This is a genomic window from Pelomonas lactea (genome assembly GCF_043555885.1).
Lineage (GTDB): Bacteria > Pseudomonadota > Gammaproteobacteria > Burkholderiales > Burkholderiaceae_C > Pelomonas > Pelomonas lactea.
Map to the genome: position 1 here is coordinate 528,381 of NZ_JBIGHX010000002.1, position 22,145 is coordinate 550,525.

The 22,145-nt window shown below is 65.9% G+C and carries 24 protein-coding genes and 1 tRNA gene; 1 reads left to right on the plus strand and 24 read right to left on the minus strand.

Features of this window, described 5'->3' with window-relative positions; translation table 11 throughout:
• Positions 1 to 19 precede the first annotated feature (19 nt).
• From nuoL to rpsO, 18 genes are all read right to left on the minus strand, one after another.
• Positions 20 to 2,062 carry an NADH-quinone oxidoreductase subunit L gene (gene nuoL, locus ACG04Q_RS06640; RefSeq protein ID WP_394510120.1) on the minus strand — a complete coding sequence of 681 codons (2,043 nt, stop codon included), beginning with the start codon at positions 2,060 to 2,062 and terminating at the stop codon, positions 20 to 22.
• A 7-nt stretch (positions 2,063 to 2,069) separates the two neighbouring features.
• The gene (gene nuoK / locus ACG04Q_RS06645) at positions 2,070 to 2,384 is read right to left on the minus strand and encodes an NADH-quinone oxidoreductase subunit NuoK (protein WP_394510121.1); all 315 of its coding nucleotides are present in this window, start codon (positions 2,382 to 2,384) and stop codon (positions 2,070 to 2,072) included.
• Positions 2,381 to 3,013 (minus strand): NADH-quinone oxidoreductase subunit J, encoded by a 633-nt coding sequence (locus tag ACG04Q_RS06650; protein WP_394510122.1) that lies wholly within the window; start codon positions 3,011 to 3,013, stop codon positions 2,381 to 2,383. Before ACG04Q_RS06650 ends, nuoK begins: the two co-directional genes overlap by 4 nt.
• A gap of 53 nt (positions 3,014 to 3,066) precedes the next feature.
• Complete coding sequence (gene nuoI, locus ACG04Q_RS06655) at positions 3,067 to 3,555, minus strand: NADH-quinone oxidoreductase subunit NuoI (RefSeq protein WP_119046407.1); 489 nt, start codon at positions 3,553 to 3,555, stop codon at positions 3,067 to 3,069.
• 10 nt (positions 3,556 to 3,565) lie between these two features.
• Positions 3,566 to 4,663, minus strand: coding sequence for an NADH-quinone oxidoreductase subunit NuoH (gene nuoH / locus ACG04Q_RS06660; protein ID WP_394510123.1), 1,098 nt, complete (start codon positions 4,661 to 4,663; stop codon positions 3,566 to 3,568).
• A gap of 14 nt (positions 4,664 to 4,677) precedes the next feature.
• Positions 4,678 to 6,984: an NADH-quinone oxidoreductase subunit NuoG gene (gene nuoG / locus ACG04Q_RS06665; RefSeq protein WP_394510124.1), complete on the minus strand. Its 2,307-nt coding sequence runs from the start codon at positions 6,982 to 6,984 to the stop codon at positions 4,678 to 4,680.
• A 21-nt stretch (positions 6,985 to 7,005) separates the two neighbouring features.
• Positions 7,006 to 8,346, minus strand: a complete 1,341-nt coding sequence (gene nuoF, locus ACG04Q_RS06670; protein WP_394510125.1) for an NADH-quinone oxidoreductase subunit NuoF — start codon at positions 8,344 to 8,346, stop codon at positions 7,006 to 7,008.
• A gap of 8 nt (positions 8,347 to 8,354) precedes the next feature.
• Entirely contained in the window at positions 8,355 to 8,867 is a 513-nt protein-coding gene (locus tag ACG04Q_RS06675) for an NADH-quinone oxidoreductase subunit NuoE family protein (protein ID WP_394510126.1), read from the minus strand.
• Between the two features lie 13 nt (positions 8,868 to 8,880).
• Positions 8,881 to 10,137, minus strand: coding sequence for an NADH-quinone oxidoreductase subunit D (locus ACG04Q_RS06680; protein WP_394510127.1), 1,257 nt, complete (start codon positions 10,135 to 10,137; stop codon positions 8,881 to 8,883).
• Positions 10,138 to 10,140: 3 nt separating this feature from the next.
• A complete protein-coding gene (locus ACG04Q_RS06685) occupies positions 10,141 to 10,737 on the minus strand; it encodes an NADH-quinone oxidoreductase subunit C (RefSeq protein ID WP_394510128.1) in 597 nt (198 codons plus the stop codon).
• Positions 10,738 to 10,747: 10 nt separating this feature from the next.
• The gene (locus ACG04Q_RS06690) at positions 10,748 to 11,224 is read right to left on the minus strand and encodes a NuoB/complex I 20 kDa subunit family protein (RefSeq protein WP_046113908.1); all 477 of its coding nucleotides are present in this window, start codon (positions 11,222 to 11,224) and stop codon (positions 10,748 to 10,750) included.
• A gap of 30 nt (positions 11,225 to 11,254) precedes the next feature.
• Positions 11,255 to 11,614 carry an NADH-quinone oxidoreductase subunit A gene (locus tag ACG04Q_RS06695; RefSeq protein ID WP_268165887.1) on the minus strand — a complete coding sequence of 120 codons (360 nt, stop codon included), beginning with the start codon at positions 11,612 to 11,614 and terminating at the stop codon, positions 11,255 to 11,257.
• A gap of 185 nt (positions 11,615 to 11,799) precedes the next feature.
• Positions 11,800 to 11,884: transfer RNA gene (locus ACG04Q_RS06700), tRNA-Leu, on the minus strand.
• A gap of 111 nt (positions 11,885 to 11,995) precedes the next feature.
• Positions 11,996 to 12,385 carry a preprotein translocase subunit SecG gene (gene secG, locus ACG04Q_RS06705; protein ID WP_394510129.1) on the minus strand — a complete coding sequence of 130 codons (390 nt, stop codon included), beginning with the start codon at positions 12,383 to 12,385 and terminating at the stop codon, positions 11,996 to 11,998.
• A 60-nt stretch (positions 12,386 to 12,445) separates the two neighbouring features.
• The gene (gene tpiA, locus ACG04Q_RS06710; protein ID WP_394510130.1) at positions 12,446 to 13,189 is read right to left on the minus strand and encodes a triose-phosphate isomerase; all 744 of its coding nucleotides are present in this window, start codon (positions 13,187 to 13,189) and stop codon (positions 12,446 to 12,448) included.
• A 10-nt stretch (positions 13,190 to 13,199) separates the two neighbouring features.
• Positions 13,200 to 14,186 carry an NAD(P)H-quinone oxidoreductase gene (locus ACG04Q_RS06715; protein WP_394510131.1) on the minus strand — a complete coding sequence of 329 codons (987 nt, stop codon included), beginning with the start codon at positions 14,184 to 14,186 and terminating at the stop codon, positions 13,200 to 13,202.
• Between the two features lie 9 nt (positions 14,187 to 14,195).
• Positions 14,196 to 16,349, minus strand: a complete 2,154-nt coding sequence (pnp, locus tag ACG04Q_RS06720) for a polyribonucleotide nucleotidyltransferase (protein WP_394510132.1) — start codon at positions 16,347 to 16,349, stop codon at positions 14,196 to 14,198.
• A 218-nt stretch (positions 16,350 to 16,567) separates the two neighbouring features.
• Complete coding sequence (gene rpsO / locus ACG04Q_RS06725; protein WP_268165882.1) at positions 16,568 to 16,834, minus strand: 30S ribosomal protein S15; 267 nt, start codon at positions 16,832 to 16,834, stop codon at positions 16,568 to 16,570.
• 384 nt (positions 16,835 to 17,218) lie between these two features.
• Here rpsO and ACG04Q_RS06730 point away from each other — a divergent pair, with 384 nt between their 5' ends.
• The gene (locus tag ACG04Q_RS06730) at positions 17,219 to 17,608 is read left to right on the plus strand and encodes an Hsp20/alpha crystallin family protein (RefSeq protein ID WP_394510133.1); all 390 of its coding nucleotides are present in this window, start codon (positions 17,219 to 17,221) and stop codon (positions 17,606 to 17,608) included.
• Here ACG04Q_RS06730 and tsaD read toward each other — a convergent pair.
• The 6 genes from tsaD to iscU are packed head-to-tail and all read right to left on the minus strand — an operon-like array spanning position 17,605 to position 22,134.
• Entirely contained in the window at positions 17,605 to 18,648 is a 1,044-nt protein-coding gene (gene tsaD, locus ACG04Q_RS06735; protein ID WP_394510134.1) for a tRNA (adenosine(37)-N6)-threonylcarbamoyltransferase complex transferase subunit TsaD, read from the minus strand. The genes ACG04Q_RS06730 and tsaD overlap by 4 nt on opposite strands.
• A complete protein-coding gene (fdx, locus tag ACG04Q_RS06740; RefSeq protein ID WP_394510135.1) occupies positions 18,645 to 18,983 on the minus strand; it encodes an ISC system 2Fe-2S type ferredoxin in 339 nt (112 codons plus the stop codon). Before fdx ends, tsaD begins: the two co-directional genes overlap by 4 nt.
• Before the next feature lie 10 nt (positions 18,984 to 18,993).
• Complete coding sequence (hscA, locus tag ACG04Q_RS06745) at positions 18,994 to 20,838, minus strand: Fe-S protein assembly chaperone HscA (RefSeq protein WP_394510136.1); 1,845 nt, start codon at positions 20,836 to 20,838, stop codon at positions 18,994 to 18,996.
• Between the two features lie 6 nt (positions 20,839 to 20,844).
• The gene (hscB, locus tag ACG04Q_RS06750; protein WP_394510137.1) at positions 20,845 to 21,363 is read right to left on the minus strand and encodes a Fe-S protein assembly co-chaperone HscB; all 519 of its coding nucleotides are present in this window, start codon (positions 21,361 to 21,363) and stop codon (positions 20,845 to 20,847) included.
• Positions 21,364 to 21,422: 59 nt separating this feature from the next.
• Entirely contained in the window at positions 21,423 to 21,746 is a 324-nt protein-coding gene (gene iscA / locus ACG04Q_RS06755; protein WP_056876585.1) for an iron-sulfur cluster assembly protein IscA, read from the minus strand.
• 1 nt (position 21,747) lies between these two features.
• Complete coding sequence (iscU, locus tag ACG04Q_RS06760; protein WP_394510138.1) at positions 21,748 to 22,134, minus strand: Fe-S cluster assembly scaffold IscU; 387 nt, start codon at positions 22,132 to 22,134, stop codon at positions 21,748 to 21,750.
• Between the last annotated feature and the right edge of the window lie 11 nt (positions 22,135 to 22,145).

Genomic DNA, 22,145 nt, shown 5'->3' on the forward strand with positions numbered 1-22,145 from the left:
CTTGTTCTCCGCCGCTCGCTCAGGACCCGATCAGGGACTTGAACTGGGGCACGATGTAAGGCCACAGCTGCCAGGTCATCAGCCCCATGACACCGAGGATCATGACGAGGGCGTACCAGTACAGGTAACCGGTCTGGAAGCGGCGCACCAGGCCGGCGATGCCGCCGACGGTCTTGGCCGAGCCGTTGATGATCAGGCCGTCGATCAGCAGCCCATCGCCGCCCTTCCACAGACCGGTGCCCAGCAGGCGCGCGCCACGGGCGAGGATGTTTTCGTTGATCCAGTCCATGAAGTACTTGTTCTCCAGGACGACGATCACCGGGCGCAGCACCTTGGCGAAGGTCGCCGGGATGCTGGGCGCCACCATGTAGAACAGGTAGGCGGTGGCAACACCGGCAAAGGCCAGCCAGAACGGCAGCGTCTTGAGGCCGTGCACGGCCATCTCAACGGCGCCGTGGAACTCGTGCGCCAGTTCCTCCATCGCCGGGTGGGCGTGCAGGTTGACGAAGATGGCGTCCTTGAAGAACTCGCCGAACAGCATCGGTTCGATGGTCATGTAGCCGATCAGCACCGACGGAATGGCCAGCAGCACCAGCGGCACCCAGACGACGGCGGGCGACTCGTGCGGCGTGTGGGCATGGCCGTGACCATGGTCATCGTCGTGGTGGTCGTGCTCGCCGGGGAAGGGCTTGTGGTGGAAGTGCTCCTTGCCGTGGAAGACGAGGAAGTACATCCGGAACGAGTAGAACGCCGTCACGAACACGCCGGCGATGACGGCGAAGTAAGCGAAGCCCGATGCCGGCAGATGGCTGGCGTGCACGGCCTCGATGATGGAGTCCTTCGAGTAGAAGCCCGAGAACAGCGGCGTGCCGATCAACGCCAGCGACCCCAGCAGCGACGTGATCCACGTGATGGGCATGTACTTGCGCAGGCCGCCCATGTTGCGGATGTCCTGGTCATGGTGCATGCCGATGATGACGGAGCCCGCGCCGAGGAACAGCAGCGCCTTGAAGAACGCGTGCGTCATCAGGTGAAAGACCGCGACCGAGTAGGCCGACGCGCCCAGCGCCACCGTCATGTAGCCCAGCTGCGACAGCGTGGAGTACGCGACGACGCGCTTGATGTCGTTCTGGATGATGCCGAGGAACCCCATGAACAGCGCCGTGATTGCACCGATCACCATGACGAAGTTCAGTGCCGTGTCGCTCAGCTCGAACAGCGGCGACATGCGCGCCACCATGAAGATGCCGGCCGTCACCATCGTGGCGGCGTGGATCAGCGCGGAGATGGGCGTCGGGCCTTCCATGGAGTCCGGCAGCCAGACGTGCAGCGGGAACTGCGCCGACTTGCCCATCGCGCCGATGAACAGGCAGATGCAGGCCACAGTCAGCAGCGCCCAGTCGGTGCCCGGGAACACCATCTTGGACAGCAGCTCGGACTTGGCGAAGGTCTCGGTGTAGTTCAGCGAACCACCGAAAGCCACCAGCAGGCCGATGCCGAGGATGAAACCGAAGTCACCCACCCGGTTCACCAGGAAGGCCTTCATGTTGGCGAAGATGGCGCTCTGCTTCTTGTACCAGAAGCCGATCAGCAGGTAAGACACCAGGCCCACCGCCTCCCAGCCGAAGAACAGCTGCAGCATGTTGTTGCTCATGACCAGCATCAGCATGCTGAACGTGAACAGCGAGATGTACGAGAAGAAGCGCTGGTAGCCGTCGTCCTCTTCCATGTAGCCGATGGTGTAGATGTGCACCATCAGCGACACGAAGGTCACCACCACCATCATCATCGCGGTCAGCCCATCGACGAGGAAGCCGACCTCCATCTTCAGCGGGCCCAGCACCATCCACTCGTAGATGGTGGCGTTGAAGCGGGCACCGTCGACGGCGACGCTGTACAGCGTCTGGGCCGACAGGATGAAGGCGATCAGCACGCCGAGGATGGTGACGATGTGCGAGCCGCGGCGGCCCACCGTCTTGCCGAAGAAGCCGGCGACGATGGCGCCCACCAGCGGCGCCAGCGGCACCGCGAGCAGCGTGTTCTGGGTCAGTTGTGCAGACATCTTGTTCTTAGCCCTTCAGCGCGTCGAGTTCCTCGACGTTGATGCTGGCCCGGTTGCGGAACAGCACGACCAGGATGGCCAGGCCGATGGCCGACTCGGCCGCCGCGACGGTCAGGATGAAGAACACGAAGACCTGCCCGTCCATGTTGCCCAGATAGTGGGAGAACGCGACGAAGTTCAGGTTGACCGCCAGCAGCATCAGCTCGATGGCCATCAGCAGCACGATCAGGTTCTTGCGGTTCAGGAAGATGCCAATCACCGACAGCGCGAACAGCATCGCGCCCAGCGTCAGGAAATGGCCCAGGGTCAGGGCGCCGATCATGCCTGGCCTCCTTCGGTGGGTTGCGCGGGAGCGGCGACGGTCGGGGCCATCTTGACGATCTTCAGGCGATCGGCCTTGGTGACCTTGACCTGCTCGGAGGCGTCCATCGCGCGCGAGTCCTTGCGGCGACGCAGCGTCAGCGCGATGGCAGCGACGATGGCGACCAGCAACAGCACGGCCGCGATCTGCAGCGGGTACAGATAGCTGGTGTAGATCTCGATGCCCAGCATCTTGCTGTTGCCCAGCTTGGCCTGCTCGGCCGTCAGCGCTGGCGCGTCTGCGAGCTGGAAGCCGCCCATCAGCACAATGCCCATCTCGAAGGCGATCAGCGCGCCGATGACGGCCGCCACGGGCAAATGTTTCCAGAAACCCTCACGCATGCTGTCCGTGTTCAGGTCCAGCATCATGACGACGAACAGGAACAGCACCATGACGGCACCGATGTAGACGAGCACCAGCGCAATCGCCAGGAACTCGGCCTTCAGCAGCATCCAGATGCAGGACGCCGTGAAGAACGACAGGATCAGGAACAACGCGGCATGCACCGTGTTGCGCGCCGTGATGACACGGAACGAACTCACCAGCAGGATGCCGGAGAAGACGTAGAAGAGGATGGTCGTGATGTCCATACGTATCCAGGCCAGCTGAGCTGGACCGCGGCGGCCGTCAGGCCCGCCAGCGATCAGCGGTACTTGGCGTCGGCCTCCTTCTGAGCGGCGATCTGAGGCTCGTACTTGTCGCCAACGGCCAGCAGCATGTCCTTGGTGAAGTACAGGTCGCCGCGCTTTTCGCCGTGGTATTCAAAGATGCTCGTTTCGACGATGGAGTCCACCGGGCAGCTTTCCTCGCAGAAGCCGCAGAAGATGCACTTCGTCAGGTCGATGTCGTAGCGCGTCGTGCGGCGGCTGCCGTCAGCACGCACGTCGCTCTCGATGGTGATGGCCATCGCGGGGCAGACCGCCTCGCAGAGCTTGCAGGCGATGCAGCGCTCTTCACCGTTCTCGTAGCGGCGCAGCGCGTGCAGGCCGCGGAAGCGCGGCGACAGCGGCGTCTTCTCTTCCGGGAACTGGATGGTGATGTTGCGCGACAGGAAGTGCCGGCCCGTCAGCTTCATCCCCTTGAGCAGTTCCCAGAGGAAGAAGGTCTTCGCGAAATTCGTGATTGCAGTCATGGTCGCCGCCTCACTTCCAGATGTTGAACGGCGTCTGCATCCAGGCACCGACAACGACCAGCCAGATCAGCGTGATGGGAATGAAGATCTTCCAGCCCAGACGCATGATCTGGTCGTAGCGGAAGCGCGGGAACGTGGCGCGCACCCACAGGAACATCGTGACGACGAAGAAGATCTTGGCGAACAGCCAGAACCAGTTCCAGAACGCCATCGTCTGCTGGAAGAAGGCGGGCGTTTCCATGCCCAGCAGGCTCCAGGAGATCGGCGCGCTCCAGCCGCCCAGGAACATGACGACGGCCAATGCCGACACCAGGATCATGTTGGCGTACTCGGCCAGGAAGAACATCGCGAACGACATGCCCGAGTACTCGATCATGTGGCCGGCGACGATTTCCGATTCGCCTTCGACCACGTCAAACGGGTGGCGGTTCGTTTCAGCCAGGCCCGAGATGAAGTAGACGATGAAGATGGGGAACAGCGGCAGCCAGTTCCAGGACAGCAGGTTGATGCCCATGTCCGCGAACATACCCTTCTCCTGCACCTGCACGATCGTGGTCATGTTCAGGCTGCCGGTCACCATCAGCACGACGACCAGCGCGAAGCCCATCGCGATCTCGTAGGAGACCATCTGCGCCGAGGCGCGCAGCGCGCCGAGGAAGGCGTACTTCGAGTTGGAAGCCCAGCCGGCGATGATGACGCCGTAGACCTCCAGCGACGTGATCGCCATCAGGAACAGCAGGCCGGCGTTGACATTGGCCACCGCGGCGTCGGGACCGAAGGGCACGACGGCCCAGGCGGCCAGAGCCGGCATGATGGTCATGACGGGGCCCAGGAAGAACAGGCCCTTGTTCGCGGCGGCGGGCTTGATGATCTCCTTGAAGATCAGCTTCACCGCGTCGGCGATGGGCGTCAGCAGGCCGTAGGGGCCCACGCGGTTCGGGCCGGGGCGGATCTGCGACCAGCCGATGGCCTTGCGCTCCCACAGCGTCAGGTAGGCCACGCAGCCCAGCAGCGGCAGGATCACCGCGACGATCTTCAGCAGGCTCCAGACCAGGGGCCACAAGGCCCCCAGCAGCGAGGCGCCGTTTTGGTAGAGAGAGTCGATCATTTCTTCAGGCTCCCTCAGACCTTGCTGATGCTCAGCGTGCCGAAGGCGGCGCCGAGAGTGGCGGTTTGGGCGAGGCCGGCCGGCACGCGGGCCAGGCCTTCCGGCAGACCGGCTTCGAGGCGGGCGGACAGTTGCGCGGCACCGCCGTCCTGCACGACGCGGACCTGGTCGCCTTCGGCCAGGCCGAGTTGCTGCCACAGGCCGGCCGGCAGGCCGACGATGGCGGCTTCACGGCCGTCGGTCGTCAGCTGCAGCGAGGTCGAGTTGCGCACCAGCGCGTCGGTCGCGTAGATCGGCAGGTTGGCGAAGCGCTCGATGCCCTCGGCCTTGGCGACGGTCTGCACCGAGGCCGACGTGGCGTTGGACAAGCGGCCGTTGAACTCGCCACCAAGCGCCTGCTCGCGGACCTGCTCGGAGCTGTCCTGGTTGAAGCCTTGCAGGCTCAGCAGGTTGCCCAGCACGCGCAGCACCTTCCAGGCCGGACGCGTCTCGGCCAGCGGCTTGACGACGCCGACGAAGCTCTGCAGGCGACCCTCGGCGTTGACGAAGCTGCCAGACGTCTCAGTGAACGGCGCGATGGGCAGCAGCACATCGGCGTATTCCAGCCCGGTCTTGAACGGGCTCAGCACGACGACCATCTCGGCAGCCTCCAGCGCCTTGGCGGCGGCGGCGGCGTTGGCGGAGTCGAGCACCGGGTCGGTGTTCAGCAGCAGCGCGGCCTTCAGGGCGGTGCCCGTCAGCATCTGGCCGGCATTCAGGCCGCCGGCTTGCGGCTGCGCCTTCACGAGCTGCGCGCCGACGGTGTTGGCCGCAGCGGTCAGGTAGCCGACGCTGGCGCCGGTCTTCTCGGCAATCCACTGCGCGAGCGCCAGCAGGCTGGCGGCCTGCGGATGCTCGGCGGCGGCATTGCCCAGCAGCACGGCCTTGGCACTGCCGGACAGCAGGCTGCCGGCGACGGCCTTGGCCTCATCGGTTGCCGTACCGGCCAGCGGAGCGCCTTCGCCGATGGCGGCGGCCACATCGGCCAGGGCCTGCACCCAACCCGACGGGGCGACGCTGGTAGACGCGGCCAGCGGCATCAGCCAGTCGTCGCTGCTCACGCCGATGCGCGAGATCGCGGCGCCACGGCGCGCGGCGTGGCGCAGACGGGCGGCAAACAGCGGGTGGTCTTTGCGCAGGTTGGAACCGACCACCAGCGCGCGGTCCAGCTCGGACAGCTTGGCGATGGGCAGGCCCAGCCAGCGGGCCTGGCCGGCCGGCGCGGCATTGCCGAAGTCGCTGTGGCGCAGGCGGTGGTCGATGTTGTCGCTGCCCAGGCCGCGCACGATCTCGCCCAGCAGGTGCAGTTCTTCCACGGTGCTGTGGGCAGAGCCCAGCGCGCCGATGGCCTTGGCGCCGTGGTCGGCCTTGATGACCTTCAGGCCATTGGCGACGTACTCCAGCGCCGTCGTCCAGTCGACCTGCTTCCAGGCGCCGCCCTGCTTGATCATGGGCGCGCTCAGGCGCGCATCGCTGTTCAGCGCTTCATAGCTGAAGCGGTCGCGGTCGGCGATCCAGCATTCGTTGACGTCCTCGTTCTCCAGCGGGACGACGCGCAGCACCTGATGGTTCTTGACCTGGACGACCAGGTTGGCACCCGTCGAGTCGTGCGGGCTGACGCTCTTGCGGCGCGACAGCTCCCAGGTACGGGCGCTGTAGCGGAAAGGCTTGCTGGTGAGTGCGCCGACCGGGCAGATGTCGATCATGTTGCCCGACAGCTCGGAGTCCACCGTGCGGCCGACAAAGGTCTGGATCTCGCTGTGCTCGCCGCGGTGGGCCATGCCCAGCTCCATCTGGCCGGCGATCTCCTGGCCGAAGCGCACGCAGCGGGTGCAGTGGATGCAGCGGCTCATCTCCTCCATCGAGATCAGCGGGCCCACGTTCTTGTGGAAGACGACGCGCTTCTCTTCGGAGTAACGGCTCTTGCTGCTGCCGTAGCCCACGGCCAAGTCCTGCAGCTGGCACTCGCCGCCCTGGTCGCAGATGGGGCAGTCCAGCGGGTGGTTGATCAGCAGGAATTCCATGACGCCCTGCTGGGCCTTGATCGCCTTGTCGCTCTTGGTGCGGACGATCATGCCCTGCGTGACCGGGGTCGCGCAGGCGGGCATGGGCTTGGGCGCCTTCTCCACGTCCACCAGGCACATGCGGCAGTTGGCCGCGATGCTCAGTTTCTTGTGATAGCAGAAGTGCGGGATGTAGGTGCCGGCCTTCTCGGCAGCATGCATGACCATGCTGCCTTCCTGGACCGAGACCTTCTGACCGTCGAGTTCGATTTCAACCATGATGGTGTTTCCCTAGGCAGCTCAGGTCGGAGCCACCAGGGGCTTCTTGTGTTCAATCAGGTGCACGAACTCGTGCTTGAAGTGCTTGATCATGGCGCGCACGGGCATCGCGGCAGCGTCGCCCAGCGCGCAGATCGTGCGGCCCTGGATGTTGTCGGCGACCGAGTTCAGCAGGTCGATGTCCTCTGCCCTGCCCTCGCCGTGGTAGATGCGTTCCAGCACGCGGTGCATCCAGCCCGTGCCTTCGCGGCAAGGCGTGCACTGGCCACAGGACTCGTGGGCGTAGAAGTAGGACAGGCGCAGCAGGCTCTGCACCATGCAGCGCGAGTCGTCGATGACGATGACGGCGCCCGAGCCCAGCATGGAACCGGCCTTGGCGATGGAGTCATAGTCCATCGTGCACTGCATCATCACGTCTGCGGGCAGCACCGGTGCGGACGAACCGCCGGGAATCACTGCCTTGAGCTTGCGCCCCTTGCGCACGCCGCCCGCCATCTCCAGCAGCACCGAGAACGGCGTGCCCAGCGGGATCTCGTAGTTGCCAGGCTTCTCGACGTCGCCCGACACCGAGAACAGCTTGGTACCGCCGTTGTTGGGCTTGCCGATCTCGAGGTAGGCCTGGCCGCCGTTACGGATGATCCAGGGCACCGCGGCAAACGTCTCGGTGTTGTTGATCGTCGTGGGCTTGCCGTACAGGCCGAAGCTGGCCGGGAATGGCGGCTTGAAGCGCGGCTGGCCCTTCTTGCCTTCCAGCGATTCCAGCAGTGCCGTTTCCTCGCCGCAGATGTAGGCGCCGAAGCCGTGGTGGGCGTGCAGCTGGAAGCTGTAGCTGCTGCCCATGATGTTGTTGCCGAGGTAGCCTGCAGCGCGCGCTTCGTCCAGGGCCGCCTCGAAGCGCTCGTAGACCTCGAAGATCTCGCCGTGGATGTAGTTGTAGCCGACCGAGATGCCCATCGCGTAGGCGGCGATGGCCATGCCCTCGATGACCTGATGCGGATTGAACATCAGGATGTCGCGGTCCTTGCAGGTCCCCGGCTCGCCTTCGTCGCTGTTGCAGACGAGGTACTTCTGGCCCGGGAACTGACGGGGCATGAAGCTCCACTTCAGGCCCGTCGGAAAGCCGGCACCACCGCGGCCGCGCAGCGCCGAGGTCTTGACCTCAGCGATGACCTGGTCGGGCGTCAGGCCTTCGCCGCCGTCCTTGCCCAGGATCTTGCGCAGGGCTGCGTAGCCGCCACGGGCTTCGTAATCCTTGATCGACCAGTTCCTGCCGTTCAGGTCCGCATAGATCTGCGGGCTGATGTGGCGGCCGTGGAAACAGGTCTCGTTGCCGGTGGATTGGAATTTGGTGAGGTCCAGCATCGTCATCCTCAGGCCTTGGCGGCTTCGGCACGCAGCACGTCGACCAGCTCGTCGAGGCGGTCGTGGGTCATGAAGCTGCACATCTGACGGTCATTGACCAGCATCACCGGCGAGTCGGCGCAGGCGCCCAGGCACTCGCTCTTCTGCACGGTGAACAGGCCGTCGGCCGTCGTGCCGCCCTGCTCGATGCCGAGCTTGCTGCACAGGTGGTCCAGCGCCTTCTGGCCGTCACGCAGCTGGCAGGGCAGGTTCGCGCAGACGTTCAGCTTGAACTTGCCAACCGGCTTCTGGTTGTACATGTTGTAGAAGGTTGTCACCTCGTACACGGCGATGGGCGCCATGCCGAGGTGAGCGGCGATCGCATCTTCCGCGGCACGGGAGACATAGCCCTCTTCCTGCTGCACGATGGCCAGGCAGGCCATGACGGCCGATTGGCGCAGTTCGTAGGGGTACTTGGCGACCTCGCGGTCGAAGCGGGCGCGGGTCGCGTCGCTCAGGGTGTAGGCGTTGCTGCTCGTCATCGTCTGCTGCGCTTCAACGGTCGATTTCGCCGAACACGATGTCCATCGTGCCGATGATGGCCACGGCGTCGGCAATCATGTGGCCCTTGCCCATCTCGTCCAGGGCCGCGAGGTGGGCGAAGCCCGGCGCGCGGATCTTCAGGCGGTAGGGCTTGTTGGCACCGTCGCTGACCATGTAGATGCCAAACTCGCCCTTGGGGTGTTCGACGGCGGCGTAGGCCTCGCCTTCGGGCACATGGAAGCCTTCCGTGAAGAGCTTGAAGTGGTGGATCAGCTCTTCCATGTTGGACTTCATGTCCACGCGGGCCGGCGGCGCCACCTTGTGGTTGTCGGTGATGACCGGCAGACCCGGGTTTGCCTTCAGCCATTGCACGCACTGCTGCACGATGCGGTTGGACTGGCGCATCTCCTCGACACGCACGACGTAGCGGTCGTAGGTGTCGCCGTTCGTGCCGACCGGGATGTCGAAGTCCATCTTGTCGTAGACGTCATACGGCTGCTTCTTGCGCAGGTCCCAGGCTATGCCCGAACCGCGCAGCATCGCGCCGGTGAAGCCCATGTTCAGCGCGCGCTCTGGAGACACGACGCCGATGCCCACCGTCCGCTGCTTCCAGATCCGGTTGTCGGTCAGCAGCGTTTCGTAGTCGTCGATGTTCTTCGGCAGGCGGCGGCTGAAGTCCTCGATGAAATCCAGCAGCGAGCCCGAACGGTTCTCATTCAGCTGCGCGATGGCCTTGGCATTGCGGATCTTGCTGACCTGGTACTGCGGCATGCTGTCCGGCAGGTCGCGGTAGACGCCGCCCGGACGGAAGTAGGCCGCGTGCATCCGCGCACCCGACACCGCCTCGTACATGTCGAAGATGTCCTCACGCTCGCGGAAGCAGTAGATGAGGATGTTCATCGCACCGCAGTCCAGCCCGTGGCAGCCCAGCCACAGCAGGTGATTCAGGATGCGGGTCAGCTCCGCGAACATCACGCGGATGTATTGCGCGCGGATGGGCACATCGATGCCCAGCATCTTCTCGATGGCCAGGCAGTAGGCGTGCTCGTTCGCCATCATCGACACGTAGTCGAGACGGTCCATGTAGGGCAGCGACTGGATGAAGGTCTTCTGCTCGGCGAGCTTCTCGGTCGCGCGGTGCAGCAGGCCGATGTGCGGGTCGGCGCGCTGAATGACTTCACCGTCCAGCTCAAGCACCAGGCGCAGCACGCCGTGGGCGGCCGGGTGCTGGGGACCGAAGTTCAGCGTGTAGTTCTTGATTTCGGCCATGGCTTACAGACCACCGTACTTGTCTTCGCGAATGATGCGCGGCGTGATCTCACGCGGCTCGATCGTCACCGGCTGGTAGATCACGCGCTTCTGTTCGGCGTCGTAGCGCATCTCGACGTGTCCCGACACCGGGAAGTCCTTGCGCATCGGATGGCCGATGAAACCGTAGTCCGTCAGGATGCGGCGCAGGTCATCGTGGCCGTCGAAGATGACGCCGTACATGTCGAACGCCTCGCGCTCGAACCAGTTGGCCGAGTTCCACACCGGGGTGACCGAGGCCACGCAGGGGAAGTCATCGTCCGTAGCAAAGACCTTGAGGCGCAGCCGGAAGTTGTGCGTGACAGAAAGCAGGTGGCTGACGACCGCGAAGCGCGGGCCTTCGTAGCCGCCGTTGCCATACTCGCTGTAGTCGACGCCGCAGAGGTCGATCAGCTGCTCGAGCTTCAGCTCGGGATGGTCGCGCAGCGTCGTGGCCACGGCAAAGTAGTCGCCGGCACGGACGGTCAGCGTCAGTTCGCCCAGCGCATTTTTGAGGTCGACGACGCGCTCGCCGAGGATGGCGCCAATCTGCTGGGCCAGGGTTTCGAGGTTCAGGCTCATACCTTGGTGCTCAGCGGGCGATGGTGTTTTCGCGGCGGATCTTGGCCTGCAGCTGCAGGATGCCGTACAGCAGCGCCTCGGCCGTCGGCGGGCAGCCCGGCACGTAGACGTCGACCGGCACGATGCGGTCACAGCCGCGCACGACCGAGTAGCTGTAGTGGTAGTAGCCGCCGCCGTTGGCGCAGCTACCCATCGACAGCACCCAGCGCGGCTCGGCCATCTGGTCGTAGACCTTGCGCAGCGCCGGCGCCATCTTGTTGCACAGCGTGCCGGCCACGATCATCAGGTCGGACTGACGCGGGCTAGGACGGAACAGCATGCCGAAACGGTCGATGTCGTAGCGCGCGGCCCCCGCGTGCATCATCTCGACGGCGCAGCAGGCCAGGCCGAACGTCATCGGCCACAGCGAGCCGGTCTTGGACCAGTTGATGAGCTTGTCGACCGACGTGGTGACAAAGCCCTCTTTCAGGACGCCTTCAATACCCATATCGAATTCCCAGCGTGGTTGGCGTGGCGTTTATTCCCAGTCCAGGGCGCCTTTTTTCCACTCGTAGGCGAAGCCGACGACCAGAATGCCGAGGAAGATCATCATCGCCCAGAAGCCGGTGGCACCGATTTCCTTGAGCGCCACGGCCCAGGGGAACAGGAAGGCAATTTCCAGGTCGAAAAGAATGAACAGGATGGCGACGAGGTAGTAGCGCACGTCGAATTTCATGCGCGCGTCTTCAAAGGCCTCGAAGCCGCATTCGTAGGGGGAATTCTTGGCCTCGTCCGGCCGATTGGGCCCCAGCAGGGCGCCGAGCACCTGGGGCGCGATCCCGACCACTGCGCCGACCAAGATGAAGAGGATGACGGGCAGATATTGTTCGAGATTCATCGTTGAGTTCCCGGGCCGGTAAAACTTCTGTGAACGTGACCGCTACACAAGCCGACCACAAAAGCAAACAGGCGCGCCACCAGCGAGATCGAAGGATGTCGCTCGCGGATCGCGCCCGCCTGGAACCTTGCCACAACCAACCCGATTGACTCGGGCGACCGCAGCGACAGGCCGCTTCATTGTTCTGGTGCCGTCGGCGAGACTCGAACTCGCACAGCTTTCGCCACTACCCCCTCAAGATAGCGTGTCTACCAATTTCACCACGACGGCAGGTACTCAGATATTGCCTGGCAACTGGGGAGGGTTTGCTTGCCAGACAGCCTCGCATTCTATACCGAAAACAAGGGACTTCCCGGTAAGGAAGCGAGGTTTTTAGTCGGATTAGTTCGACGCAGCCGAAGCAGCCGCAGGTGCCGTCACCGCAGGCGCCACAACGGCGCCCGGGATGGCAGCGGCGCCGGACGCAGCGGGCGCTGGCGCAACAACCGGAGCGCGGTCCAGCGCGGTGTCTGCACCCGTCGACGCCGACGGGTTGCCGTTGGCCAGAAAAGCCAGGCCCAGCGTGCAGCCGAAGAACAGCGTGGCCGCAACGGCCGTGCTGCGCGACAGGAAGTTCGCACTGCCCGTGGCACCGAACAGACTGCCCGACGCGCCGCTGCCGAACGAGGCCCCCATGTCCGCGCCCTTGCCGTGCTGCACCAGCACCAGACCAATGATCGCCAGAGCCGAGAGCAACTGAACGATCAGCACCAGATTCGCAAAGAAATGCATTCCAAACACTCCATCAAAACACGTTTGGCGCCCTGCCCTTGGCTTGAGCGCCGGGGAAACTCAGTGAGCAGCGGCCCGGCAGATCGCTGCGAAGTCGGCCACCTTCAGCGACGCGCCGCCGATGAGGCCGCCGTCGATGTCGGGCTGCGCGAACAGCTCGGCCGCGTTGTCGGCCTTGACGCTGCCGCCGTACAGAATGCGCATCGCGCCCGACTTGTCGGTGGCCGCATGCAATTGCGCACGCAGCACCGCGTGCACGGCCTGCGCTTCGGCCGGCGTGGCGGTCAGGCCCGTGCCGATGGCCCAGACAGGCTCATAGGCCACGACCATCTCGCCGGTGCAATGACCCAGCGTGTGGATGACGGCGGCAAGTTGCCGCTTGACGACCGCTTCCGTCTGGCCGGCCTCGCGCTCGGCGCGCGTTTCGCCAACGCAGACGATGGGCGTCACACCGTGCGCCAGCGCCGCCTTGGCCTTGTCGGCGACCAGCTGATCGCTCTCGGCATGGTAGGCGCGGCGCTCCGAGTGGCCCACGATGACATAGCGGCAGCCAATGTCCTGCAGCATGGCCGACGACACCTCGCCGGTGTAGGCACCCTGCTCGTGCGAGGAGCAGTCCTGCGCGCCGTAGGCGACCGCCGTGCCGGTCAGCGCCAGCGCCGTCTCGGCAATGTAGGGAAACGGCACGCAGACGGCGACGTCGGCGTTCCAGGGGCCGGCCTCCTTGAGGCCGGCGAGCAACTGCGCATTGGCAGCGCGGCTGCCATGCATCTTCCAGTTGCCCACGACGAGTTTCTTTCTCATCTCAGCTCCATCACCAGGTCAGCACGATCTTGCCGATGTGCTGGTTGGATTCCATCAGCGCGTGCGCCTCGGCCGCGCTGGCAGCGGGCAGCTCGCGGTAAACGACCGGCTTGATCCGGCCCGCCTCGATCAGCGGCCAGACCTTGTCGCGCAGCGAGTGCGCCAGACCGGCCTTGAAGGCCGCCGAGCGCGGGCGCAGCGTCGAGCCCGTGATCGTCAGGCGCCTGCGCAGCACGAGGCCAGCGTCAAGCTCCGACTTCACACCGCCCTGCACCGCAATCAGCGCGAGGCGACCGTCGTCGGCCAGCGCCTGCACGCCCCGGGCGATGTAGTCGCCCGCCACCATGTCCAGGATCACATCGACACCGCAGCCGCCCGTGGCAGCCTTGGCTTCGGCGACGAAGTCCTGCTCGCGGTAGTTGATCGCCACATCGGCACCCAACACCTTGCAGGCCTCCGCCTTGTCGGCACTGCCCACGGTCACCAGCACGCGAGCACCCAGTGCCTTGGCGATCTGGATGGCCGTCACGCCGATGCCGCTGGAGCCGCCGTGGATCAACAGCGTCTCGCCGGCTTGCAGGCCGGCGCGGTCGAACACATTGGCCCAGACGGTGAAGCAGGTCTCGGGCAGCGTGGCCGCCTGCGTCAGCGTCCAGCCCTTGGGCACCGGCAGGCATTGGCCGACCGGCGCAGTGCACAGCTCGGCGTAGCCGCCGCCGTTGACCAGCGCGCAGACCTTGTCGCCCAGCTTGAAGCCCTGCGCGGCCAGCGCGTCGGCATCGCCCGCGACGATCTCGCCAGCGACCTCCAGCCCCGGCAGATCGCTCGCACCCGGCGGCGGCGGGTAAGCGCCCTTGCGCTGCAGCACGTCCGGGCGGTTGATGCCCGACGCGGCAACGCGGATCAGGCACTCACCCGGGCCCGCGACCGGATCCGGCCGCTCGGCCAGCTCCAGCACTTCGGGCCCGCCGGGGCGGGTGATCGCGATGGCTCGCATGCGGGTGATTTACTCCGCAGCGGCCGGGGCTTGCTCGGCTGCCGGAGCAGCTTCGCGCGACTCGCGCTCGGGGCGATCGATCAGCGCCTTCATGGACAGCTTGATGCGGCCCTTCTCATCGGTCTCCAGCACCTTGACCTTGACGACCTGGCCTTCCTGCAGGAAGTCCGTCACCTTCTCGACGCGCTGGTGGGCGATCTGGCTGATGTGCAGCAGGCCGTCCTTGCCGGGCAGCAGGTTCACGAGGGCACCGAAGTCCAGGATCTTGACGATCGGGCCTTCGTAGACCTTGCCGACTTCGACTTCGGCGGTGATCTCGGCGATGCGCTTCTTGGCCATCTCGGCCTTCTCGGCGTCCGTCGAAGCGATGGTGATGGTGCCGTCTTCGCCAATGTCGATGGTCGTGCCGGTTTCTTCGGTCAGCGCACGGATGGTGGCGCCGCCCTTGCCGATGACGTCACGGATCTTCTCCGGGTTGATCTTCATCGTGTACAGGCGCGGGGCGAACTGCGACACCTCGGTGTTGGCCGTGCCCATGGCTTCGACCATCTTGCCCAGGATGTGCAGGCGGGCTTCCTTGGCCTGGGCCAGCGCGACCTGCATGATTTCCTTCGTGATGCCCTGGATCTTGATGTCCATCTGCAGGGCTGTGATGCCGGTCGTCGTGCCGGCCACCTTGAAGTCCATGTCGCCCAGATGATCTTCGTCACCCAGGATGTCGGTCAGCACGGCGAAGCGGTTGCCGTCCTTGATCAGGCCCATGGCGATGCCGGCCACGTGGGCCTTCATCGGCACGCCGGCATCCATCAGCGCCAGGCAGCCGCCGCAGACGGAAGCCATCGACGACGAGCCGTTGGACTCGGTGATTTCGGAGACGACGCGCAGCGAGTACGGGAAGTCTTCCTTGCTCGGCAGCGCGGCGATCAGCGCGCGCTTGGCCAGGCGGCCGTGGCCGATTTCGCGGCGCTTGGGCGAGCCCACACGCCCCGTCTCGCCGGTGGCGAAGGGGGGCATGTTGTAGTGCATCATGAAGCGGTCTTCGAACTCGCCGTCCAGCGCGTCGATGCGCTGCGCATCGCGGTCCGTGCCCAGCGTCGCGATGACCAGCGCCTGCGTCTCGCCGCGCGTGAACAGCGCCGAGCCGTGGGTGCGCGGCAGGATGCCGTTGCTGATCTCGATGGGGCGCACGGTGCGGGTGTCGCGGCCGTCGATGCGCGGTTCGCCGGCCAGGATCTGGCTACGGACGATGCGGGCTTCGATCTCGAACAGCAGGCCTTCGACCTCGACCTTGTCGAAGGCCACACCTTCGGCGGTCAGCGCAGCAAACACGTTGGCGGTCGCAGCGCGGCAGGCTTGCGTGCGGGCCTGCTTGGAGCGGATCTGGTAGGCCTCGCGCAGCGGACCTTCGGCCAGGCCGTTGACCTTGGCGATGAAGGCTTCATCCTTGGCCGGGGCAACCCAGTTCCACGACGGCTTGCCGGCTTCCTTGACCAGTTCGTTGATCGCGGCGATCGCAACGTTGCCCTGCTCGTGGCCGAAGACGACGGCGCCCAGCATGACTTCTTCCGACAGGCCCGAAGCCTCGGACTCGACCATCAGCACGGCGGCTTGCGTGCCGGCGACGACCAGGTCCATCTGGCTGTTGGCCAGCTCGGACTTGCTGGGGTTCAGCGTGTACTCGCCGTTGACGTAACCCACGCGGGCGGCGCCGATCGGGCCGTTGAAGGGGATGCCGGACACGGCCAGCGCGGCGGAGGTGCCGATCATGGCGGCGATGTCGGCCTGCACTTCAGGGTTCAGGCTGACGACGTGCACGACGACCTGGACTTCGTTGAAGAAGCCTTCGGGGAACAGCGGGCGGATCGGGCGGTCGATCAGGCGGCTGGTCAGCGTCTCGTGCTCGCTCGGGCGGCCTTCACGCTTGAAGAAGCTGCCGGGGATCTTGCCGGCGGCGTAGGTCTTCTCGAGGTAGTCGACGGTCAGCGGGAAGAAATCCTGGCCGGCCTTGGCTTCGGTCTTGGCGACCACGGTGGCCAGCACGACGGTGCCTTCGATGTTGACGAGGACGGCGCCGGTGGACTGGCGGGCGATCTCACCCGTTTCCAGCACGACGTTGTGGCGGCCCCATTGGAAGGACTTGGTGACCTTGTTGAACATGGACATGCTCATCTCCTGGTTGTGGTGGGCGCCTGCATCACACGCAGGCAACCCGGTGAACGCCGGAAACGAGGCTGGGTTTGGCCCAGATGCCATTCCAGGGCGACTCGGTGGAGAGCCGTCTTGGAATGATCCGCGACCACGTCAGCTTGGTTCCGGCAGATGGACAAAGAGCCTGTGCTGGACTTTGAGGACCAGACAGGCTCCTTGACGGATTCGCTAGCTTACTTGCGCAGGCCCAGCTTCTGGATCAGGGCGACGTAGCGGGCGGAGTCAACACGCTTCAGGTAGGCCAGCAGGCTCTTGCGGGTGTTGACCATCTTCAGCAGACCGCGACGGCCGTGGTGGTCCTTGGCGTGCGTCTTGAAGTGGGGGGTCAGGTCGTTGATGCGGGCGGTCAGCAGAGCGACCTGGACTTCCGGGCTACCGGTGTCGTTGGCGCTGCGTGCGTTGGCCTTGACGATCTCGGCCTTCTTTTCGGCGATGGACATTTGTTTTCCAAAAGGTTTCGGAAGTCCGGCCGGGCGAGACGCACTGCTTGAGCGCTGCCGCAGACGGTTTCCGGGGTTGACTTGCGGACACGGGGGAAACCACCCCGAGCCGTGCTAGTGCTCCGTGTACAGGGAACCCGGTACGCAGAACTCGCGGATTCTAGCTCAAACCCGGAAGCCACCCGAACCGCGGCCGGCCAGGCGGGCGCAAGTCGGGGTGCGCACGCTGGGTTTCAAGAGCCGAAACCGCCCTGGCCTGCAAATGCGTGACTTCTCTTGCCGGCCTGCACAAACGCCCTTGAAGCGCCTGGTGGCCGCCCTATCTCCGGGTCATCGGGTGCTGCTCCCGAACGGTTCAGCAGTGCAAACCAACGGAGTCTTTCCATGTTCTACCTGACCCACCCTGCCCGTGTCGCCCGCGCCCTGCGCCAGTTCGATGCCGACGTCGCCCGCACGCCGGCGCTGGACATCGCCGAGGACGACAAGGCCTACAGCGTGACCGTGGACATGCCCGGTGTCACCAAGGATGCGGTCAAGGTCCGCGTCGAAGGCCGCCGTGTGCACATCGAGACCGCCAGCGCCGACGCTGCCGCGCCGACCGATGGCTCCCGCGTGCTCTACCGCGAACGCCGCGCCGCCAGTTACGCCCGCAGCTTTTCGCTGCCGGTCGAGATCGATCAAGGTCAGTCGCAAGCCCGCTTCGAGAACGGCGTGCTGACGCTGAACCTCGTCAAGCGCGTCGCCGAGAACGGCGGCGAGTTGACCATCAACTAAGCCGCAGAGAGATCCCAGCGCGGGCGCACTTCGAAGCCGCCGTCCCGCCTGGGCTTGGCCATGCCGCGCTGCACGCGCAGCGCGGCCGCCATCGCGATCATGGCGCCGTTGTCGGTGCACAGCGATAGCTCCGGGTAGTGCACGCGCACGCCGCGCTTGGCACAGGTGGCGCTCAACTGCTCGCGCAACCTCGCGTTGGCGCCCACGCCGCCCGCCACCACCAGGCGCTTGAGCCCGGTTTCCTTCAGCGCCAGCAGCGACTTCTTCACCAGCACGTCGACGATGGCCGCCTGCGTGGATGCAGCCAGGTCGGCCCGGGTCTGATCACAGGCGGCCTCGCCGATCTTCTTCACCTGCGTCAGCACGGCCGTCTTCAGGCCGGCGAAGCTGAAGTCCGGCTTGCCGCTGTGCAGCAGCGGGCGTGGCAGTTCGTAGGCCTGCGGGTTGCCGAACTCGGCCATGCGCGCCAGATGCGGGCCGCCGGGATACGGCAGGCCCAGCAGCTTGGCGCTCTTGTCGAAGGCCTCGCCGGCGGCGTCATCGATGGTTTCGCCGAGGATCTCGTAGCGGCCGACATCGTCCACGCGCATCAACTGCGTGTGGCCGCCGCTGACCAGCAGCGCGACGAATGGGAACTGCGGCGGGTCGGCCGACAGGAAGGGCGACAGCAGATGCCCTTCCAGGTGATGGATGGGCAGCGCCGGCACATCCAGCGACGCGGCCAGCGACACCGCTACGCCGGCGCCGACGAGCAGCGCGCCCGCGAGGCCCGGGCCTTGCGTGTAGGCGATCAGATCAATGTCGTGCAGCGCCAGACCGGCCTGCGACAGCACCTCGCGCGTCAGCGGCAACACGCGGCGCACGTGGTCGCGCGAGGCCAGCTCCGGCACGACGCCGCCATAGGCCTGGTGCATGCTGATCTGGCTGTGCAGCGCCTGCGCCAGCAGCCTGGGCGGCGCGTCATCCGTCACCTCGACGAGCGCAACCCCAGTTTCGTCACACGACGACTCAAAACCCAGGATGCGCTGAACAGCACTCACTTGCCTTCCTTGGCGTGGTTGATCGAGTACTTGGGAATCTCGACCGTGATGTCCTGCTGGCGCAGCAGCGCCTGGCACGACAGGCGGGAGTCGGGCTCCAGCCCCCACGCCCGATCCAGCATGTCTTCCTCGTCCTCCTCCATCGCGCTCAGCGAGCGGCCGCCCTCGCGGACGATGACGTGGCAAGTCGTGCAGGCACAGACCTGATCGCAGGCGTGCTCGATATGGATGTCGTTGGCCAGCAGCACTTCGCAGATCGACGCGCCGGGCGCGCCGGTCAGCGTCGCGCCTTCGGGGCAGTATTCGGCGTGCGGCAGAATCTTGATGACGGGCATGGTGTGAGTCTCAGAGCTGGCTGACATCGCGGCCGGTCAGGGCGCGGGCGATGGAGCGGTTCATGCGTTCGGCGGCAAAGCCTTCGGTGGCCTCGGCCAGCGCCTTGACCGCCGCGTCGATGGCATCGGCGTCGTCGTTCATCGCGGCCAGGGCCGACAGGCGCGCCTCCAGTGCCTCGCGCTCTGGCTCGGGCAACAGGTCGCCATCGGCTGCCAGCGCGCTGCGCGTGGCCAGCACCATGCGCTCGGCCTCGACGCGCGCCTCGCGCAGCTTGCGCGCGGCCATGTCGGCGTCGGCGCTGGCGAAGCCGTCCTTCAGCATGCGGGCGATCTCATCGTCGGCCAGGCCGTAGCTGGGCTTCACGGTGATGGCCGCCTGCACGCCGGAGGTCAGCTCCTCGGCCGATACGCTGAGCAGACCGTCGGCATCGACCTGGAAGCTGACGCGGATGCGCGCCGCACCGGCCGCCATCGGCGGGATGCCGCGCAGCTCGAAGCGCGCCAGCGACCGGCACTCGCTGACCAGTTCACGCTCGCCCTGCACGACATGGACGGCCATCGCCGTCTGACCGTCCTTGAACGTGGTGAAGTCCTGGGCCTTGGCGACCGGGATCGTCGAGTTGCGCTCGATGACGCGCTCGACCAGGCCGCCCATGGTCTCCAGTCCCAGCGACAGCGGGATCACGTCCAGCAGCAGGATCTCGCCATCGGCGGCATTGCCGGCCAGTTGGTTGGCTTGGATGGCCGCACCCAGCGCCACCACCTCGTCCGGATTCAGGTTGGTCAGCACCTCGCGACCGAACAGCGCGCTGACGGCGCGCCGCACGACCGGCATGCGCGTGGAGCCACCGACCATGACTGCGCCCTGCACATCGGCGGGCTTGACCTTGGCGTCGCGCAGCACGCGCTTCACGGACGACAGCGTCTTGGCGATCAGCGGCTGGGCCAGTTCCTCGAACTGCGATCGCGTGACGGTCACGCGCAGCTCGCCTGCGTCCAACGCGGCGACCAGCTCGGTCGAGTCCGCCTCGGACAGCGCCTCCTTGGCCGCACGCGCAGCGACGAGCACCGCGCGCTTGTCGTGAGCCGATTCGAGCGCGCGCCCACCCAAGGCCCACTCGGCCAGCGCGCGGTCGAAGTCGTCGCCCCCCAGCGCCGCATCGCCGCCGGTCGCCACCACCTCGAACACGCCGCGCGTGAGGCGCAGCAGCGAGATATCAAAGGTGCCGCCGCCCAGGTCATAGACGGCGTAAAGGCCTTCGCTGGCGTTGTCCAGCCCGTAGGCGATGGCCGCGGCGGTCGGCTCGTTGATGAGGCGCAGCACCTTCAGGCCAGCAAGCTCGGCGGCATCCTTGGTGGCTTGGCGCTGGGCGTCGTCGAAGTAGGCCGGCACCGTGATGACGGCACCGAACAAGTCGTCCAGGAAGCTGTCCTCCGCTCGGAAGCGCAGCGTCGCCAGAATCTCGGCCGACACCTCGACGGGGCTCTTCACGCCGTCTCGCGTGGCGATGGCCAACATGCCGGGACGGTCTTCAAACTGGTAGGGCAGATGCTCGCGATTGGCGACGTCCGCCAGCGAGCGGCCCATGAAGCGCTTGACCGAGACGATGGTGTTCTCGGGGTCCTCCGCCTGGGCGGCCAGCGCGTCGGCGCCGATCTGGCGGCGGCCTTCGGGCAGGTAGCGCACGGCCGACGGCAGGATCACACGGCCCTGCTCGTCGGGCAGGCACTCGGCCACGCCGTGGCGCACGGAAGCGACGAGCGAATGCGTCGTGCCGAGGTCGATGCCGACGGCGATGCGGCGCTGGTGCGGGTCGGGCGACGCGCCGGGTTCGGAAATCTGAAGGAGAGCCATAGGAGGTCAGGCATCCAGCGCCGCAAGACGCTGGTCGATGTCGTTGCGAAAACGCTGGATGAACATCAGCGCCCTCACCTGCGCGGCGGCAGCCGGCGCGTCGTGGTTGTCGTCAAGCAGGCGCTGGGTGTGCGCCAGCGCCGCAGCTTCAGCCTGCGCCGCGTCATCGTCGAGGGCGGTCAGCGCCGCCTCGTCGTCGGCGTCGTCCAGCGCCTCGCGCCATTCCATCTGCTGCATCAGGAAGGCCGCCGGCATGGCCGTGTTGTTCTCGGCCTGCACCGGCGCACCGCGCAGCTCGCACAGATAGGCGGCTCGCTTGAGCGGATCCTTCAGGCGCCGATAGCCCTCGTTGACGCGCATGGCCCACTGCATCGCCACACGCTGGGCCGCGGCGCCTTCGGCCGCGAAGCGGTCCGGGTGCACCTCGGCCTGCAGCACCTTCCAGCGCGCATCGATGGCGGCGCGGTCCTGGGCCTGCGTCTCGGGCAGGCCGAAAAGCTGGAAGTCGTTGTCGGTCAGGCGCATGGCGGTCGATGAAAAGCAAAAGCGCGGCAGGGCCGCGCTCCGCGAAACGTCAGGGTCGGTCAGACACGGAAGGATTCGCCGCAGCCGCAGCGGTCCTTCTCACGCGGGTTGCGGAACTTGAAGCCTTCGTTCAGCCCTTCGCGCACGAAGTCCAGCTCGGTGCCGTCGAGATAGGGCAGGCTCTTGGGGTCGATGAGGATCTTGACCTCGTGCCCCTCGAACACCACGTCTTCCGGCGCAACGTCGTCGGCGTACTCCAGCTTGTAGGCCAGGCCCGAGCAGCCGGTCGTCTTCACACCCAAGCGCACACCCACGCCCTTGCCGCGCTTGGCGATGTAGCGCTTGACGTGGCGGGCCGCAGCTTCGGTCAGCGTGACGGACATATCAGCTGCTGTGCTTGGCGCGGTAGTCGTCCACCGCCGCCTTGATGGCATCTTCGGCCAGGATGGAGCAATGGATCTTCACCGGCGGCAGCGCCAGCTCTTCGGCGATCTGCGTGTTCTTGATCGTCAGCGCCTCGTCCAGGCTCTTGCCCTTGACCCACTCGGTCACCAGCGAGCTGGAAGCGATCGCCGAGCCGCAGCCATAGGTCTTGAACTTGGCGTCTTCGATGAGGCCGGTCGCCGGGTTCACCTTGATCTGCAGCTTCATCACGTCGCCGCAGGCCGGGGCGCCGACCATGCCGGTGCCGACATCCTCATCGCCCTTGTCGAAGTTGCCGACGTTGCGGGGGTTCTCGTAGTGGTCAACGACTTTTTCGCTGTATGCCATGTTGTTCTCCT